The 18,631-nt window shown below is 66.1% G+C and carries 13 protein-coding genes; 2 read left to right on the top strand and 11 right to left on the bottom strand.

The annotated features are described in order from the left end of the window. Window positions 1-20: 20 nt before the first annotated feature. Window positions 21-677, top strand: a complete 657-nt coding sequence (locus tag AAD027_RS17880; RefSeq protein ID WP_341727392.1) for a bifunctional 4-hydroxy-2-oxoglutarate aldolase/2-dehydro-3-deoxy-phosphogluconate aldolase — start codon at window positions 21-23, stop codon at window positions 675-677. 329 nt (window positions 678-1,006) lie between these two features. Here the strand turns inward: AAD027_RS17880 and AAD027_RS17875 are convergent, their stop codons facing one another. The 11 genes from AAD027_RS17875 to AAD027_RS17825 form a co-directional block, all read right to left on the bottom strand. Then, complete coding sequence (locus AAD027_RS17875; protein WP_341727391.1) at window positions 1,007-1,687, bottom strand: hypothetical protein; 681 nt, start codon at window positions 1,685-1,687, stop codon at window positions 1,007-1,009. Between the two features lie 189 nt (window positions 1,688-1,876). Continuing rightward, a complete protein-coding gene (locus AAD027_RS17870) occupies window positions 1,877-5,041 on the bottom strand; it encodes a discoidin domain-containing protein (protein WP_425605490.1) in 3,165 nt (1,054 codons plus the stop codon). Window positions 5,042-5,121: 80 nt separating this feature from the next. Next, window positions 5,122-5,943, bottom strand: coding sequence for a carbohydrate ABC transporter permease (locus AAD027_RS17865; protein WP_341727390.1), 822 nt, complete (start codon window positions 5,941-5,943; stop codon window positions 5,122-5,124). Between the two features lie 109 nt (window positions 5,944-6,052). Then, window positions 6,053-6,931 (bottom strand): carbohydrate ABC transporter permease, encoded by an 879-nt coding sequence (locus AAD027_RS17860; RefSeq protein ID WP_341727389.1) that lies wholly within the window; start codon window positions 6,929-6,931, stop codon window positions 6,053-6,055. Then, on the bottom strand, window positions 6,928-8,211 hold the full coding sequence (locus AAD027_RS17855) for a sugar ABC transporter substrate-binding protein (RefSeq protein ID WP_341727388.1): 1,284 nt from the start codon (window positions 8,209-8,211) through the stop codon (window positions 6,928-6,930). Before AAD027_RS17855 ends, AAD027_RS17860 begins: the two co-directional genes overlap by 4 nt. A gap of 81 nt (window positions 8,212-8,292) precedes the next feature. Beyond that, the gene (locus AAD027_RS17850; RefSeq protein WP_341727387.1) at window positions 8,293-9,942 is read right to left on the bottom strand and encodes a glucoamylase family protein; all 1,650 of its coding nucleotides are present in this window, start codon (window positions 9,940-9,942) and stop codon (window positions 8,293-8,295) included. Window positions 9,943-10,066: 124 nt separating this feature from the next. Continuing rightward, complete coding sequence (locus AAD027_RS17845) at window positions 10,067-13,024, bottom strand: TonB-dependent receptor (RefSeq protein ID WP_341727386.1); 2,958 nt, start codon at window positions 13,022-13,024, stop codon at window positions 10,067-10,069. Between the two features lie 104 nt (window positions 13,025-13,128). Beyond that, window positions 13,129-14,160, bottom strand: coding sequence for a LacI family DNA-binding transcriptional regulator (locus tag AAD027_RS17840; RefSeq protein ID WP_341727385.1), 1,032 nt, complete (start codon window positions 14,158-14,160; stop codon window positions 13,129-13,131). A gap of 166 nt (window positions 14,161-14,326) precedes the next feature. After that, a complete protein-coding gene (gene bglX, locus AAD027_RS17835; RefSeq protein ID WP_341727384.1) occupies window positions 14,327-16,609 on the bottom strand; it encodes a beta-glucosidase BglX in 2,283 nt (760 codons plus the stop codon). 76 nt (window positions 16,610-16,685) lie between these two features. Next, window positions 16,686-16,955 carry a BolA family protein gene (locus AAD027_RS17830; protein ID WP_341727383.1) on the bottom strand — a complete coding sequence of 90 codons (270 nt, stop codon included), beginning with the start codon at window positions 16,953-16,955 and terminating at the stop codon, window positions 16,686-16,688. Continuing rightward, entirely contained in the window at window positions 16,952-17,251 is a 300-nt protein-coding gene (locus AAD027_RS17825; protein WP_341727382.1) for a YciI family protein, read from the bottom strand. Before AAD027_RS17825 ends, AAD027_RS17830 begins: the two co-directional genes overlap by 4 nt. A 393-nt stretch (window positions 17,252-17,644) precedes the next feature. On the opposite strand from AAD027_RS17825, the gene AAD027_RS17820 reads away from it, so the two are divergent. Further along, window positions 17,645-18,547 carry a segregation and condensation protein A gene (locus AAD027_RS17820; RefSeq protein ID WP_341727381.1) on the top strand — a complete coding sequence of 301 codons (903 nt, stop codon included), beginning with the start codon at window positions 17,645-17,647 and terminating at the stop codon, window positions 18,545-18,547. Window positions 18,548-18,631: the final 84 nt, after the last annotated feature.

Here is an 18,631-nt window from a genome sequence, read left to right as displayed (position 1 = left end):
TTGCCAGAAACAATCCCGCCATGACCATCGAAGCCCGCCAGCAGAAAGCCGAACAACTCCTCCGCGCCGCCGGCATCCTGCCGGTCGTCACCGTGCATACGCTGGACGAAGCCCGCAAGGTGTCCAGCGCCCTGCTGGAAGGCGGCCTGCCCGCCATCGAGTTGACCCTGCGCACGCCGGTGGCGATGGAGGCGCTGGCGATGCTGAAGCAGGAGCTGCCGGACATCGTGATCGGCGCCGGCACCGTGCTGACCGTCGAGCAGATGGAGCAGTCCATCGCGGCGGGCGCGGATTTCCTGGTCACGCCCGGCACGCCGCCGGAGATGGCGGACGCGCTGGCGGAGGCGGACATCCCGGTGGTGCCGGGCGCGGCCACGCCGACCGAACTGTTGTCGCTGATGGCGCGCGGCTTCCGCGTCTGCAAGCTGTTCCCCGCCACCGCCGTCGGCGGCCTGGCGATGCTCAAGGGCCTGGCCGGCCCGCTGTCGGAACTGAAGATCTGCCCCACCGGCGGCATCACCGAGGACACCGCGGCCGACTACCTGTCGCAGCCCAACGTGGTCTGCATCGGCGGTTCGTGGATGGTGCCGAAGGGCTGGCTGGACGCCGGCCAGTGGGACAAGGTCACCGAGAGCTCGGCCAAGGCCGCGGCCATCGTCCGGCGCGTGCGCGGCTGACCTCCCCTGTAGGAGCGGCTTCAGCCGCGACCGGGGAAAAAGAACATCCTTTCGGCCACGGATTGACACGGATCTGCGCGGATACGGTGTTGGGATTCATCCGCAGGATCCGGGTAAATCCGCGGCGCAATCCTTTCGTGGTCCGGAGTCGTGGCGGAGGGATTGAGCGGATCGGTCGTGCATTTCAAAGGGCGATTGGATACGAATCAAAGCGCAAGAAGCGGGTCAAGACAAAGGGCTTTATCCGTGTGAATCCGTGGCCAAAGGCTTGTTGTTTTCGCGGTCGCGGCTGAAGCCGCTCCTACAGGGGGAGCCCATCGCGCGGCGAGCTACTGGGTACCTGTGTCGAACAAGCGCACGGCGAGGCTCTGCCGCCGCCAGCCCCACGCCAGGGCGACGTGCCAGCCCACCATCAGCAGCCCCAGCCACCATTCGAGGATGTTCTCCCAGCGGTCCTTGGCATCGGGATCGTCTACCACGGCACCGGCCAGCACGTTGCCGATGCCCAGCGCCAACATGACCAGGCAAAGCGAGGACATGACGGCAAGCGTGGGCGCGGGCAAGGCCTGCGCGCGATGCGCACGCCGCATCAACGCCAGCTGGGCGATGTACCCGAAGCCGAAATAGACGACCACGCCGTAGCGGCGCAGGAACTGGTAGACCTCGCCCTGGGTGCCCAGGAACGTCGCGTATACCGCAAGCGCCAGCGCCGAAAGGATCCCCAGCACCAGCATCGCCACGCCCCCGCGCAACCACTTCGCCGACAGCCACCACACCAGGGCATGCAACACCGCGCAGGGGATCACCAGCAAGCGGAACAGGTGATTGCCCAACCCATGCCGCGCCGCGCGGCTGATCGACACGCAGCCTTCCCAGTACGGGACGCAGGCGGGCACATGGCCGCCGTGGACCGAAAGCGCGTACGCCACATGCGCGGCGGCCAGGAACAGCAGCGCGATCGACAGCGGCAGCGGCCACAACGGAATGGGTGCGCGATCCTGTCGGTGCATGGCGGCGGTCCGGCTGTCCGTCATCCATACTCTATCCCAGTCCCTGCCTAGGGCAGCCAGTACATCGCGCGATATGCATCCTCCCGTAGGAGCGCCCCAAGGGCGCGATGCTTTCTGAATGGACCGATCCGAAAGCAGGAGCATCGCGCCCATGGGGCGCTCCTACGGCATCGCGAACGCACCAGACGACTATGGCGCGCGGACAACCACCCGCGCCGGCAGTTCGGTGATGCGCAGTTCGCCATCCTTCCATTGCGCCGGCTTGCCGTTGACGCGCGTCTCGCCCGGCTGTCCATCGTACGGCCACGGCAGCACCAGGCCACCGGCGGGCAGTTTCAGCCCCGCCTTGACGTCAAGCACGACTTCGCCATTCGCGCGGCGCAGCGAATATCCGAGCATGCCGTTGGGCGTGCGCAGTCCGTCGATGGCGATGCCCTCGCCGTCCAGCCAGTCGGCCGGCACGCCTGCCGCCAGCACGATGCTGTCGTCCAGTTCGCGTACATAGGCGAACATGTCCAGCGCCGAGCGCACGAAGTCCGAGGCGACCCACGCGTGCGGCAGGTCGCCGACGAAGAACGGCGTGCGCGGCGTGCGCGAGACCACCTCGGCCCATTGGTTCCAGGGTTGCGGCGCGCGGTCCCCGAAGAAGAAATCCACCGCTTCCCACGCGCGCTCGCGCCATCCCAGCCGCACGAACGCGGCCACGTTGCGCCATTCGTAGGGCGTGTAGTCCTTCCACTCGCGCAGGCCGTCGCGGCGCTGCGCGAATTCGGTCCAGTAGCGCCGGAAGGTGTTGTCCAGCAGATCGGCGGGCAACCTGCCCTGCTCGCCGCCGGGCGCCAGCGCGATGGTGGTGGACGTGGGGTCGAAGTCGCCCAGTTCCGCCGCGCCCGGCAGGTAATCGATGCCATGCAGTCCGGCCGCCGCCCGCAGCGAAGCGTACAGGTCGTCGCGGAACTGGTCGCGCGAGGCCGCCATGCGCCGGGCTTGCGCCGTTTCGCCCAGCGCCTCGGCCACCTCCACCGCGTCCTTGTAGCCGCGCAGCGCCCAGAAGTTGTCCCAGTACGAATGCATCGGCTTGGCCGAATAGCCTTCGTGGCTGATCGAGGCCGGCATCATGCCGTAGAAGGCGGGATTGAGTTCGCGATTGGCCTCGGTGCGCTCGCTCAGCCGCAGCTCCTCCATGTACGCGAATGCGCCCTGCACGTGCGGCCACATGCGGCGCAGGAAGGCGGTGTCGCCGGTGTAGCGCCAGTACTCGGCGATGTTGAAGATCAGTTCGCCGTGGCTGTCGTTCTCCGGCACCGGATCGCTGCCGCGGTCGTCCACGCAGCACGGCACCTTGCCGTTGTCGAACTGGTACGGCGCGTACCACTCGACGTATTCCTTCACCACTTCCGGGCGCCCCATCCGCAACAGGCCTTCGGAGATCATCGCGCCATCGCGGATCCAGCTGCGGGAGTACGATCGCGTGCCCGGCTGAAGCCGCGGCCCGATCCGCGAGATCAGCATGTGGGCCAGCCCGGTACGCAGCGTATCGGCCAGCGGCCGGCCGGCCTCGGGCAGCTGCAGTTTCACCGGGTCCAGCCTGTGGCGCCAACCGGCCGCCACCTGCTGCTGCGCCTGTTCCACGTCGCGGGGAAGCGCGGGCAACGTGGCGCCCTCCAGCGGCGCTATCCAGGACACTTCGCGGCTTTCGCCCGGCGCCAACGGGATGCGGTAGAACACGGCGCCGGACGCCAGCCCGGTCCCATCACCATCGACGTCGACCTCTTCCGGCAACGCCCCCACCTCGCCCGGACCCAGGGCAGCGATCCGTTCCGCCGCGAGGCCACCGTCGAAGGTACCCGCCATCGTCGCATCCGGCGGCGCGAAGCGGATGCGATCCGCGCCGTTGATGCGCGCGCGGCCCGCCCGCAGCGAAAGACCGTGGATGGGACTCACGCCACCGGGGGTGTTGAGGAACTGGCTGGGCGGATTGACCTGGTAGGGCTGCACGGCCAGTGCCAGCACGTACTCGCGCATCGTCGTACCGGTATTGGTCAACCGGTAGCGTCCCACCAGCTGCGAGGACATCGGCGTGCCCTGCGCGAAGGCGGTGGTGCGCAGCGCGAACGAAGGATGTTGCCACTCCACCGTGGGAATCGGCAGGTATCCGTCCTGCAACTCCTGCGCGGCACGTACATCCGCCCAACCGATCCAACGGCCATCCACCTGCACGAAGGGCTCGACGCTGGGCGCCCCCTTGCCCAGTTCGATGGCGCCATCCTCGCCGATCAGTCCCTGCTCGTGACCGCCGTCGATGCCGACGATGGTCCAGTAAGGCTGCTCGCCGATGAAACCGCGCGGAAAACGGCCGCGCGGCGATTCGGCCGCCATGGCCTTGACGAGGTCGTTGGGATGCGTGGAGAACGAGAGCGGTTGCACCTGCAGTTCGGCCAGCGCGAAGGAACTGGCCGGACCATCGCCCACGTGCAGGCGCACGTAGCGCGCTTCGGATTCCGGCAACGCCAGGTAGTCGTTGCCGCCGTTGCCGCCCACCACGGTGCGCGCGTCGCGCCAGCGCTGGCCGTCGTCGGACAACTGCACCAGATAATCGGAAGCGTGCTGCTCCGGTTTCCAGCGCAGGATCAGCCCGCCGAATTCGCGCACGCGACCCAGGTCCAGCGTCAATTGCGGATCGGCGTCGCCCTGCAGGTCCGCCGACCATGCGGTCGCCGGATCGCCATCCACCGCATTGCTTGCCGGACCGGCGGGGAACGCCGCCGATGCGCTGGCGGAACCGGTCAGCGGCGAACCATCGTCCACCGGCAGCGGCTGCAACGTCAGCTGATCGAAGCAGACGGAACCCTTGCCGCCGGCATTGTTGTAGACGGTGAACTCGATCCTGGCGCTCCTGCGCAGTACATGATCGGGATCGGGGCCCCATGCCTTGTCGATGTGGCGCCGCTTGTAGCGCACCGGCGTCCAGGCGGCCGGGTACTCGTATTTCGGCCGGTTCACCCACCAGACGTTGTCGCCGCTGGCATCGATCAGCTTGAACTGCAGGTCGTTGCGCGGCGAATCGCCGCGCAGCTGGAAACCGAACTGGTAGTTCTCCGGGTAGTCCAACCGCAGATCGCGCTGGATGCCGGCATGGCCCGACACGCCGTTGAAGTCGTAGTCCAGGCACAGCGCCCTGCCTTCCACGCCGTCGACCGGGCGCAGCATGCCGCTGACCTGGTTGGAAACGACCACGCGCCAAGCCGAGGCATCCTCGAAGGCATCCAGCACGCGCGTGCCCTGCGCCATCGCATCGCCCATGCAGAGCAACCCGGCGAACGACAGCACAATGCCCCCGTAGGAGCGCCCCATGGGCGCGATGCTCTTTATCGGTTCGCCGGGAAAAAATCGCGCCCATGGGGCGCTCCTACGGTACGGAAACACGCTCGCTTTCACCCTTTCACACTCCCCAGCAACAGGCCCTGGATGTAGTAACGCTGCAACACCAGGAACAGCAGCAGCACCGGCAGGATGGTGACGACCGAGCCGGCCATCATCAGTTCGTAATCCATCACGTGTTCGCGCGACAGCGACGCCAGCGCGACCGGCAAGGTCTGCAGCCTGTCGTCGCTCAGCACGATCAGCGGCCACATGAAGTCGTTCCATGCACCCAGGAAGCTGAAGATCGCCAGCGTCACCAGGATCGGCTTCAACCCCGGCAGCACGATCTGGAAGAAGATCCGCGCCTCGCTGGCGCCGTCGATGCGCGCGGCCTCCAGCAATTCATCGGGGATGGAGCGTGCGTACTGGCGCACCAGGAAGATGCCGAAGATCGCCGCCATGCCCGGCACGATGGCGCCGGCGTAGGTGTTCACCAGCCCCATCTGCTTGAGCAGCAGGAACAGCGGCATCATCGCCACCTGCGCGGGGATCACCAGCGCGGCCAGCAGCGCGCGGAAGGTGCGATCACGGCCCTTGAAGCGCAGCTTGGCGAAGGCATAGCCGGCCATCGTGTTGAACAACAGCGACAGCAGCATCACGCTGGTGGATACGATGAAGCTGTTGAGCAGGTAGCGTCCCATGCCGGCGCGCACGAACAGTTCGCGGTAGTTGTGCCAGGTGGGATCGGACGGCAGCAGCGGCGGCGGGAAGTGGCCCGCCTCGCCGGTCTGCATGAAGGACACCGACAGCATCCACAGCAGCGGGCCCAGGCTGATGACGGCCAACAGCACCAGCAGGGTATTGACCAGCACGGCGGCGGCGCGATGGTTCATCGCCTGCCCTCCATGAAATGCAGGTGGGAGCGGCCTCCGGCCGCGAGCTTGTTGAAGCCAACAGGAACTCGCGCCGGGACGGCGCTCCCACGCGCATGCGAACGCTTGCTCATTCCACTCCCCGCTTACGCGCGAACCACAGCAGCCCGCTGGTTACCGCCGTCATCAGCACGAACAAGAGGAACGCCACGGCCGAGGCGTTGCCCAGGTTCCACCACTTGAAGCCTTCCTCGTACATCAGGTACAGCACGCTCTTGGTGCTTTCCAGCGGACCGCCCTGCGTCATCACGTACGGCTCGGCGAACAACTGGAAGTAGCCGGCCATGGTCAGGATGCCGACCAGCAGCAGCACCGGCCCCAGTTGCGGCAGGGTGATATGGCGGAACTGCGCCCAGCGCGATGCGCCGTCGATGCGCGCGGCTTCGTACAGGTCTTCCGGGATGCTCTGCAGGCCGGCCAGGAAGATGATCATGTTGTAGCCGAAGTTCTTCCAGACCGCGAACAGGATGATCGTCGGCATGGCCCAGTGCGGATCGCCCAGCCAGTCGATCGGATCGATGCCCAGCCACGACAGCCCCCAGTTCACCAGCCCGTACCTGGTGTGGAACAGGTAGCGCCAGATCACCGCCACCGCCACCACCGTGGTCACCACCGGAGCGAAGAACGCGGTGCGGAAGAAGCCCTTGAAGCGCCCCAGCCTGGAATGCAGCAACAGCGCCGCGCCCAGCGAAAGCGCCACCGACAGCGGCACGCCCACGACGACGAAGTACAGCGTATTGCCCAGCGACTTCCAGAACAGCGGGTTCTGCAGCAGGCCGGCATAGTTGTCGAAACCGACGAAGCGCAGGTTGCCGATGTCGGCCAGCGCGTAGATGTCGAAGTCGGTGAGGCTCAGCGCCAGCGCCGCCAGCACCGGCAGGCCGAAGAACACGACGATCACCGTCAGCGCGGGTGCGGCGAACAGCCAGCCGGCGATCGACGGCTTCATGGCGCCGCTCCCGCCTTGTCGACCTGGTCCAGCATCCAGCGCCGCTTCTCCAGGATGCGGTCGGCGCGGCGGTCCAGTTCCTCGGCGGCCTGGTCCACGCTCATGCGGCCGTTGGCCACCTGCTCGCCCACCAGCCGCATCTCGGTGGCGATGCGCTCCCACTCCGGCACCTTGGGCGTGGACACCGCGCGTTCCAGTTGTTCGCGGAACGCCCTGGCATGCGGGTCGTCGGCCAGCGCCGCCGTCTTCCACGGCGAACGGCGCGGCGGCAGGTCGCCGGTCAGCGCATGGAACCGTGCCTGCACCTGCGGCGAGGACAGCCAGGCGATCAGTTTCCACGCCGCCGCCTTGTTGGGCGAATCGCGGAACACGACGAAGCTGGTGCCGTTGGCGAGCGATGCGCCCGGTCCGTCCGGGCCCGGCAGCGGCATGGTCATCCAGTCCTGCTGCTGCGAGGCCGGCAGGCGTTCCTTGAACCTGGCGATGTTCCAAGGCCCGGAGATGTAGAACGAGTAGAAGCCCTTGCCGAATTCGTCCCAGACATTCGAGATCTGGTTGCTGGTCACCATCGGCGCCCAGCCGCGGTCGAACATTTCCTTGTAGAAACCCAGCGACCGCCGGAAGCCTTCGCTGCGGAAATTGCCGTAGCGGCCACCCTCGCGCAGCAGCGGTTCCGGCTGCTGGATGGCAAGGCTGAGCAGCGGCTCGAACTCGTTCAGCGGCAGCAGAATGGCGTAGTTGCCCTTCCCCACCTGCTGCTTGACCGCCTGCATGGCGACGCGCCACTCCTCCCAGCTCGCCGGCACGCGGCCGATGCCGGCCTTCGCCAGCAGGTCGCTGCGGTAGAACGGCAGGCGGGTTTCCACGTACCACGGCACCGCATAGGTGCGGCCATCCATCACGCCGGTGTCCCATACGCCGGGGAAGTAATCGGCGGCGTCGAAACCGGGCGTGGCGGCGATCTCGTCGTCCAGCGGCTCCAGCGCATCCAGCGCGGCGAATTCCGGTATCCAAGTGTTTCCGATCGGGCTGACGTCCGGCAACGACTCGCCGGCGAACGCCGTCAGCAATTTTTCATGCGCGGAAAGCCAGGGGATGTTCTGCAGGTCGACGCGGATGTCCGGATTCTGCCGCTCGAACTCGGGCAGCAGCCGGGCCACCATTTCGCCTTCGTAGCCCATCACCCAGAACGTCACCACCTGGCGCTCGTCCTGCGTGCGCGCGCACCCGGCCAGCAGGCACGCTGCGACCGCCAGCGACAGAAGGAAACAGCAGCGCACCAGGGGCCTCCTTCCACCGGAGAAGACCCTGATGCGTGCTGGAGAGAACATCGCTGGCACGCGCAGGCCCATGTGGCGAGCTTACTCCGGCTGCTGCGGGCGCGCCGCCTCGGGCTGGGCCGCCTGGTTGGCGCGCGATTCGGCGGTGCCCAGCGCACGCGCCGCGGCGGCTTCGGGATCGGCCTGCTGGGCCTGCGCGGCCTGGTCCGCCGCACCCGTTTTCTCTCCCTCCGATGCCAGCCAACCGCCCTGGAACCCCGCCTTCCGCAGGCCGTCGCGGATGTAGGGATTCTTCTTCATCACTTCCCAGACGAACTCGTTGCGGTAATTGGCGATCATCGCCAGGATCGGGCCCTGGTCGATGCCGATGTAGTCGCTGGACACCCAGCCCTTGCCCGGCACGATGCGCCCGGTCTTCAGCGGGATGTCGTAATCGAAGCTGGGATTGAACGAATCCAGGAAACCGTAGCTGGAGTACAGGTAGTCGCCGTAGCGCCTGTGCATTTCCTCGGTGGCCGGGATCACGATCTCCGGCGCGAACGGCAGCGATGCGATGGCCGCCGTCGGCGCGATGGTGCCGTCGTCGAAGTTCTCGCGGAAGCCGGCGCCGCGCGCGGAATAGTGGCGGAACTGGCGCTGCTCACCGCGGTACTGCTGCAACGTCTGCTGCGGGCCGTCGCTGGCGGTCAGGCCCCAGACGTTCTCGCCGTATTCCTTCCATTTCATCGGGTTTTCCGTCGCGTAGGCGCGCTGCGCGTAGGTGGCGCGACGGCTGTTCTCGAAATAGTCGATGCCCCTCTCGCGCATGTACGCATCCTGGATGCCGCGGAAATCGATCCAGACGTGGCTGTACTGGTGGCCGAAATGCGGCGCAAAGGTCAGGTACTCCTGGCCCTGGAACACGCCCCACAACTCGCCGTAACTGCGCGTCCAGACTTCCCAGGCCTCCGGGCCGACCGGATGCGTGGGCGAGGCCATCGCCAGCACGTACACCATCATGGCCTCGTTGTAGCCCTTCCAGTCGTGCGGGATGGTCCCGCTTTCCGGAAACCAGCCCATCGAGATCAGCGGCTTGTTCTGTTGCAGGAAGGTCCAGTCCACGCGCTTGTACAGCGCGTCGGCGATCGCGCGGATCTCCCTCTCGCGCGCCTCGTCGCGGTCGTAGTAGGACTGCGCGAACAGCACGCCCATCAGCAGCAGCGCGGTATCGACGCTGGAGAGTTCCACCCAACTGTCGTAGCGATGGCCCTTGTCCATCTGCAGGAAGTGGTAATAGAACCCCTTGTACCCGCCCCTGCCTTCCTTCTGCGGGCCTTGCGGCAGGTCGCGCAGGAACTTCAGCGTGGTCAGCGTGCGGTCCACCGCCTGCGTGCGGCTGACCCATCCGTTCTCGATGCCGATCGGATACGCCGTCAGCGCATAGCCCATCGAGGCGATGCTGGCGAACGGCCGCGACGGATAGCGGTCCGGAGTCAGGCCGTTCACTTCGTTGGTCGTATCCCAGAAGAACTGGAACGTGCGCCGCTCGATGTCGCGGAACAGCGGCGGCAGTTCGGGCTTGGCGGGGGGCTCGGGCTGGGCGGCGGGTTCGGCGGGCTCGACGGCCACGGGCGCAGCGGGGGCAGGCTGCGCCGCAGGTTCAGGCGCCTGCGGCTTGCATGCGGCCAGCAGGACGGCCAGGAATCCGATGTAAAGCCCGGCGGCGAGACGGTTGTTGGAACGCTTGAACAAAACGGATACCTCGATGAAATCGTTTACATCCCGAGCCCCAATAAATCCGCAATTAAGCGGCTCGGATTATGGAAGCCATGAACCGGCCACCCCGAAGGGTGGCCGGTCGATCATGACTCGATGCTTACCAACTCAGACCAAATGACAACTTGAAGGTGCGTGTCGGCAACAACTGGCTGTTGGGTACGCCAAGGTTCGCATTAGGCTCTCCCGGGGCGCCAAACCAATCGTCATATCCGGCGTAGTTGACCCAGTCGAACACGTTGAGCACGTCTGCACGCACACGGAACTTGAGGTCCGTACCGGTATCCCATTCCTTGTTCACGGCCAAGTCGAACTGCTTGAATCCGATGCTGCCGTCAGGCTTGTACCAGTCGAAGAAGCAATTGGAGAAATCGGGAGCGTCCGCACAGTTGGTGCCGTAACGCTCAGCCTGGGAAGCCACCGTCAGCTTGCCGGAGAACGTAAGGCCCCATGGGCCGTCATAGATACCCGTGGCCACGATACGGTGTTCGGGCAGATTGTTGGCCGGGAACCAGCCATAGTCATCCACGGTCGGGTAGTCGAAAGCGCCCGGCCAACCCGTGATGTTCGAGTTCTGTTCGGCATCCGTGAAGGTATAGGCCACCGTAACGCCCCAGCCCGACGCGTTTGTATAGGGCTTCTCGAGCTTCAGGTAGAGGGAGTTCGCCTTGGTGTCAAGACCATTCACGCCAAGGATCAGGTTGCCGAAGGGCGCAAAACCCTGTCCCCACGGCTGGCCCCAAGTCGTTCCTGGTGCGAAGAAGCTGCCGTCTTCACGACGGTTGCCCAGGATGAACGCCATGCCGTCGTAGCTGCGGACATGCGACAACGTCACTTCGGTGTTCCAACTGCCCCACGTATTGCGAATGCCCAGGCTGAACTGGTCCGAGTAGGGCACAACCAGATCATTGTTCAGGAGATAGACTTCGCGTCCGGCCCCGGTGCTGCTGGCGATGTCGCGCAACACCTCCGGATCCATGTAGCTAGGATCCCAAGCCAGGCAGTTGGTCGTTTCGCACGGGTGGTCAGGCGTCTCGATCTCATACGTGAACTGCGGGAACGTCGACTTGGTGACTTCGTTCTGCAGGTAGTCGAACAGGTTGCGATCGTACGACCGGCCCGCACCGCCGAAGATCACGTGCCGCTGGTCGGCGAATAGATCGTACGAGAAGCCCACACGGGGCGCCCAGTTGTTCTTGTCGGCCTTGCGATTGCCGCCAGTACTGATGTAATCGTTGACATTGATGCCTGAATTGGGGTTGTTGATGGCAGTGGAACCCTGCAGCGCGGCCACGATATCGGCCGGGGTCACATAGTCCTCGTAACTCGGGGTCTCTTCGTAATCCCAACGCACACCGAGATTGAGCGTCAGCTTGTCATTGACTTCCCAATCGTCCTGCACATAGATGCCAAACTGCTTGTTCCGCGAGCTGGCGCTGCCATCGCCAACGCCGTCGAGCGGCGCGCCGAACTGAACCAGGAAAGGCTGCGTGGTGCTTTCGTGGATGTCGTAATAGAACTGGGGATTGTAGAAGTTGCGCTCTTCCGCATCGACGGTCACGACTTTGTATTTCACACCCATCTTCAATGTGTGCGAGTCCCATCCCGTGAAAGTCAGATCGTCCTGGATGGACCAGCCTTCCTGGCCCTTGTTCTGGAAATTGGCGCTGCCGCCTCCACGGAATATCACGTCATTGCGCGCGCCATCCACCAGCACATAACCCGGTGCCATGGTGTATGGGCGCGGGCTCCAGTACGCGTCTTCATAGGTAATGTGGGCGTCGTTCAGCCAATTCTGGGAGGTGAACTGGTAACGCAGATCGACACGGGTTTCCTCGTTCGTGTTTTCCACACCGGTCTGCATCGGGATCGCATCGCCCGCACCGGTCAGCTCCGATTCGTCACGATACTTCGCGGTCAGTTCGAACAAGTGGTTTTCGCCGAACAACCAGTCGATCTTGCCGAAGTACAGGTCCTCCTTGAAAGGCGACGAGAAGGCGCCGTTCCCGTAAGCGTCCTGCAGGTTGGCGGGAAGGTCGTCATAGCCGTACCCTCTTTCGATCCTCAGGGAACGCGGCGTGGTGTATTCCTTCGCTTCATAAGCGAGGAAAAAATGGGCGCGATCCGCGATGATGGGACCTCCGAAGGAAACGCCATACTGCTCCTGCTTGGATTCTTCCTTCTGCCCACGACGATCTTCAAACTCAGTGGCGCTCCGCCAGTCGGTAGCGGTACGGTCCCAGAAGAAGTCGCCGGTGAACTCGTTGCTGCCGGATCGCGTCGCCGCGACGATGGCGGCACTGCTGATCTGGTCGAATTCGGCCTTGTAGTTCTGCGTGATGACTTTGTACTCGCCGATCGCCGACTGCGGGAACGGATTACCCCGACTCGTGTCCTGCCCCGTCACGCCGCCCGGCAAGGTGTAATTCTTCTGGCCCACGCCATCGATGAACACGTTGATGCCGGTGGCCGCCTGAGCCCCCGAACGCAGGCGCGTATTGCCATTGGTATCGGTGGTGAACTGCATGCCCGGCGCAGTGTCAGCAAACGCGAGGAAGTTGCGCGAGTTCTGCGGGAGTGCTTCGATCTGCTTGTTGGAAATATAGGTGGCGATTTCGGAGGTCCTGGTTTCAGCCAGCTGTACCGCCGTTACCGACACGGTCTCCAAGGTCGTGGCATCGCCCGCCTGCGCGCCCTCGGTCACGCCGCCCACTCCGAGATTGAGCGTGGCGGTCTGGCCTACCGCAACAGTGACGTTCTGCGAATTGGTCTGGCCAGCGGCTGTCACATCGATGCGATAGGTACCCGGCGGCAGGCCGCCCAGCGAGTAGCCGCCGCTGGCATTGGTCTGCACGCTGCGCGTCAGGCCCGTCGCAACGTTCGTCGCGGTGACGCGCGCATCCGTGGCCGGTGCCGAATCGGCGGAAACCTGGCCGCGTATCGTCGCCGAAGTGGACTGCGCCATCGCCGCAGGTGCGGCGATGGCCAGGCAACTCGCCAACGCGCACGCCAACAAGCTGCGATTCGGGCGGAATTTCATCTGCGTGTATCGCTTCATTTGCCTCTCCCTCCAAAGGATCTTGCGTTCTGTGTTGCTTTGTTTCTTTCTATCCAGCTGTAATCGGTTACATCCACGATCAAAAAAAACCGATCCCGCTTTCGCTACGTGGGTTCCTTGCCTGCGCGGCGCGCGGCGCTGGAAGCCCTGACGATCAACTCGGGGATCAATGTCGAGGACGGCGCCACTTTCTCGCCGTCGGAGTCGATGGTGTCCAGCAGGCGGCTCATCGCCTGCCCGCCCAACTCCGCAATACTGACCCGCATCGTGGTCAAGGTCGGGTGAACGAAGCGGGCCAGCGGGATGTCGTCGAAGCCGGCCAGCGCGATGTCGTCCGGCACGCGCGCACCGCCTTCGTTGAACGCATACAGGCAACCCAGCGCCATCATGTCGTTGGCGGCGAACACCGCCTGCGGGCGCACGGCTTCCTTCAGGATGCGCTTGCCCGCCTCGTAGCCCGACGCCTCGCTGAAGTCGCCTTCGTACTCCATCGGCGTCGCGTCCGGCACATGCTTCGACAACGCATCGCGGTAGCCGCGCAGGCGTTCGCGCGCGTCGAAGTTCTCACGCGGTCCACTGATGAAGGCGATGCGGCGGTGCCCCACGCCGGCCAGGTGCGCCACCATCGCGATGGCCGCACCGTAGTTGTCCACGCTCAACGCGGTGTACGGCGAATCGGGCAGGTACGTGTTGATCAGCACCGCCGGCAGCGACGACGGCAGGTTGTCCACCAGGAATCCCGGGCGGTCGGTGTACGGCGACAGCACCAGCAGGCCATCGACGCGGCCGCGCATGGCGCGCAGCGCCTCGCCCTGCTCTTCCGGGTGGCCGTGGTAGCTGGACACCAGCAGGTGCTGGCGGCGCGCGCGCGCCACCTGGTCGATACCGCGGATCAATTCGGAAAAGAATTCGCCGTACAGGTCCGGCAGCACCACGCCGATGGTCTGGGTGCGCCGGCTGCTCAGGCTGCGGGCGGCGGCATGGGGTTGGTAGCGCAGGCGGTCGGCGGTGGCCAGCACCTGCTGGCGGACGGCCTCGGCGACGTTGTCGTGGCCGTTCAGTGCACGCGACACGGTCGCCACGGAGACCCGGGCTTCGCGTGCGACATCCTTGATGGTGACTGCGGTTCGCGCCATTCCCCGCCCCTCCGCGGTGATGACTGCTGCAAGTGGCGCGGACTGTAACCGTTTTCACGGAAACGTGTAAAGCCTGCGTTATTCCGCGCAATGCGTGCTTTGTTTTCAACTACTTGCGATGCGGACGAAGCGGCACTTTCCGTGCCGCAACGCAGCATCCGCGACGCTATTGCCGCACCACTTCGAACTGCGCCTGCACACCATCGGCCGAACTGCCGCCGACGAACACGGTGAAGGTGCCCGGCTCGACGACGCGCTGCATGGCGGCGTCGTACATCGCCAGGTCGTCGAAGCCCAGCGTGAACGTCACCGTGCGCGATTCCCCGGGTTCCAGCGCCACGCGCTGGAACCCGCGCAATTGCTTCACCGGCCGGGTCACGCTGGCCACATCGTCGCGAACGTAAAGCTGCACCACTTCCACGCCGGCGCGCGGGCCGGTGTTGGTCACGCGCACCGCGACTTCCTGCTGGCCGTCGGCGCGCAATCGCGGCTGCTTCACCGACAGGTCGCCGTAACCGAACGTGGTGTAGCTGAGGCCGTGGCCGAACGGATACTGCGGCGTCCAATGCACGTCCAGGTACTTGCTGGAGTACTTCTCCTGCTCGCGCGGCGGCCGGCCGGTGTTCTTGTGCGCGTAGTAGATCGGCACTTGGCCGACGTTGCGCGGGAACGTCACCGGCAGCTTGCCCGACGGGTTGACGTCGCCGAGCAGCACGTCGGCGATGGCGTGGCCGCCCTCGACGCCGGGGAACCACGCCTCGAGGATCGCGGGGACCTTGCCCTGCAATGCGCCGATGGACAAGGGACGCCCGTTCAACAGGACCGCGACCACCGGCTTGCCGGTCGCCGCCACCGCCAATGCCAGTCGTTCCTGCACGCCCGGCAGGTCCAGCGTGGTGCGGTTGTTGGCCTCGGCGCTCATGTCGGGGTGTTCGCCCAGGAACATCACCACGGCGTCGGCCTGCTTCGCGGCGCGCACGGCCGCGTCGAAGCCGGAGGTGTCCTGGCTGTCGATGTCCGCGCCCTTGGCGACGATCAGGCGCGTACCGTCGCCCAGCGCGGCCTTCAGGCCGGCCAGCGGGGTGACGGCGTCTTCTTCGCGGCCGATCGCGGCCCAGTTGCCCAGCATCGCGCGCGGGTGATCGGCCAACGGCCCGATGACCGCCAGCGTGCGCAGCGACCTGGACAACGGCAACGTGTCGTTGTTGTTCTCCAGCAGCACCAGCGACTTCTGCGCCATCGTGCGCGCGGCCTGGCGATGCGCCGGGGTCAGCGTCAGCGCGCGTTCGCGCGCGCCATCATCCGTGCAGTAACGGTAGGGATCGTCGAACAGGCCCAGGCGATGCTTCGCATTGAGCACCCGCCGCACCGATGCATCCACCTGCGCCATCGGCACGCGCCCTGCCCGCACCGCGGCCGGCAGGTCCTTCAGGTAGATGGTGCTGACCATGTCCACGTCCACGCCGGCACGCAGGCCCAGCCGGCCGGCCTCCTCGCGGTCGGCGGCCACGCCGTGCGGCATCAGTTCCATCACGCCGGTGTAGTCGCTGACCAGCAGGCCGTCCCAGCCCCAGGCCTGGCGCAGCACGCCTTCGATCAACGGCTGGTGCGCATGCATCGGCACGCCGGCGACTTCGTTGAACGAGGCCATCACCGATTGCGCGCCCGCATCGACGGCGGCCTTGAACGGCGGCAGGTAGACCTCGTGCAGCGTGCGCTCCGAAATGTCGGCGACGTCGTAGTCGCGCCCGCCCTCGGCCGCGCCGTAGGCGACGAAGTGCTTGGCGGTGGCCAGCAAGGTGTCGGGCGCCGCCAGGTCCGTGCCCTGGAAGCCGCGCACGCGCGCCGCGGCCAGCACGGAGCCCAGGTAGGTGTCTTCGCCGGCGCCTTCCACCACGCGGCCCCAGCGCGGGTCGCGCGCGATGTCCACCATCGGCGCATAGGTCCAGTGGATGCCATGCGCCGTCGCTTCCACCGCGGCCACGCGCGCGGCGTTCTGCACTTCGGCCGGATCGAAGCTGGCCGCCTCGCCCAGCGGCACCGGGAAGATCGTGCGGTGGCCGTGGATCACGTCGTAGGCGAACAGCAGCGGGATGCCCAGGCGCGACTCCTCCACCGCGATGCGTTGCAAACGGCAGGTCAGTTCGGCGCCCTGCGTGCCCAGGTATGAACCGATCTGCCCCTTGCGGATCTGGTCCTCGCTGCCGGCCATCGCTTCCGGGCCGGTGTTGTTGCCCACACCCGGCGGCTGGTTCAGCTGGCCCAGCTTCTCGTCCAGGGTCATCTTCGCCATCAGCGCGTCGACGAAGGCCCGCTCGGCCGCACGGTCGCCGGAGACGGCAGGCGCCGCGCCCCGTTGCGGATCGGCCCAGGCGGCCGGACTGGCGAGTGCGACGGCCAGCAGGCCGGCCAGCACGGAGCAGGGTCTGGTTTGCGTGTTCAGCTTCATGGCGCCCTCCCGGCATGATGAGGGTCGCGACTGTAAACGTTTTCAATAGCGCCTGCATGACGCAGTGCCGGATGGCTCAGGCCGCTTCTTCCGGCGTGCGTGCCTCGATGGCCAGCGCATGGATGTCGGTCTGCATCATCGTTCCCAGTGCGGCATAGACCGCCCGGTGCCGGGCCAACGGCGCCTTGCCGGCGAAGGCGGCGCTGACGATCCGCACGCTGAAATGACCACGCCCGTCGCGGGCGCCCTCGTGTCCGGCGTGCTTGTGGCTGTCGTCCGCGACCTCCAGCACCTGCGGCTGCAAGGCCGCTTCCAGCGCCGCCCGGATCCGTTCCACCCGGCTCACGGCAGGACCTTTCGGAACGGACGCACCTCGACCCGCGCGTAGGCACCGGCTTCCATGTACGGGTCCGCTTCGGCCCAGGCGCGGGCATCCTCCAGCGAATCGAACTCGGCGATGACGATGCTGCCGCTGAAGCCGGCCGGGCCCGGGTCCTCCGCGTCGATGGCCGGGCACGGGCCGGCCAGCAGCAGGCGACCTTCGTCGCGCAGTGCGGTCAGCCGGGCCAGGTGCGCGCCCCGCGCGGCCAGCCGCTTGGGCAGCGCATCGGCCGCGTCGTAACCTTCAATGGCATACCACATGGTGTCTCCACTCCGGGGTGATGCCTGAATTGTACGTGGGCCCCGCCACCGCGGTGCTGGACAGCGCCCCCGCCAGCGCTTACTCTTGCCCCATTGCACGGCCGGAAGCAGCGGCCCGTCCAGGGGATACACCGACTGACACCGGCGCGCCCCGCAAGCCCCCGAAGCACGGGAATGGCCCGGGACGACCGAATCGCTGCCCCCACCCGCCCGCGCCCGACGACCTCCTCGCTGTCCGCCGCCACGCCTCCGTGGTGTGCATTGCTGGTTGATGTAAGGGAAGCGTTCGCCCTGCGACGCATTGTGTTGGTTAGCGCATGACCGGATCGCGCCGCCCCTGCCGCGCACCGCCTGCCCCGATGGCGATATGAATAGCATTACGGCTGTTTCTTGATGAGCTCCGAACTCGCGTCCGACGCGAATCCGCAAACCCAGGCCCCGCACCCGCAGCAGCAGGAAATGCCGCTGGCGGTGGTGCATGGCCAGCCGGTGCTGCAGATCCCGCAGGACCTGTACATCCCGCCGGACGCGCTGGAAGTCATCCTGGATGCCTTCGAGGGTCCGCTGGACCTGCTGCTGTACCTGATCCGCCGGCAGAACCTGGACATCCTGGACATCCCCGTCGCCGAGATCACCCGGCAGTACGTGGACTACATCAACGTGATGCAGGAGCTGCGCTTCGAACTGGCGGCCGAGTACCTGGTGATGGCCGCGATCCTGGCCGAGATCAAGTCGCGCATGCTGTTGCCGCGGCCGGTGGCGGAGGAAGGCGACGAAGGCGACCCGCGCGCCGAACTGGTGCGCCGCCTGCAGGAGTACGAGCGCTTCAAGCAGGCCGCCGAGGACCTGGATGGCCTGCCCCGCCAGGACCGCGACACCACGCCGGCGCAGGCGCACGTGCCGGACCGCGCGTCGGTGAAGCTGCCGCCGCCGGTGGAACTGAAGGAAATGCTGCTGGCGCTGCACGACGTGCTGAAGCGCGCCGAGCTCTTCACCGGCCACGCCATCAAGCGCGAAGCGCTCAGCGTGCGCCAGCGCATGGGCGACGTGCTGACGCGGCTGGAGGACGGCAAGTTCCACCGCTTCGAGAGCATGTTCACCGCCGAGGAAGGCAAGCTGGGCGTGCTGGTGACCTTCCTGGCCATGCTGGAGCTGGCCAAGGAGCAACTGCTGGACATCGTGCAGGAAGCCCCGCTTGCCCCGATCTACGTGAAGTCGCTGGCGCTGAACAACACCAACGAACCGCTGCAGTTCTCCAGCGAGTTCGACGACAGCGACGCCGCCAACGACGCTTGAGTCCGAAGAGCGGTTTCCGGCTGCAGGTTCCCGGTCGCTGGCGAAAGCGGCACCGGGCCCTTCCGGGAACCGGCAACCAAGAAC

It is taken from the genome of Pseudoxanthomonas putridarboris (assembly GCF_038321125.1).
Classification (GTDB): domain Bacteria; phylum Pseudomonadota; class Gammaproteobacteria; order Xanthomonadales; family Xanthomonadaceae; genus Pseudoxanthomonas_A; species Pseudoxanthomonas_A putridarboris.
This window is presented reverse-complemented; position numbering and strand designations above follow the sequence as displayed.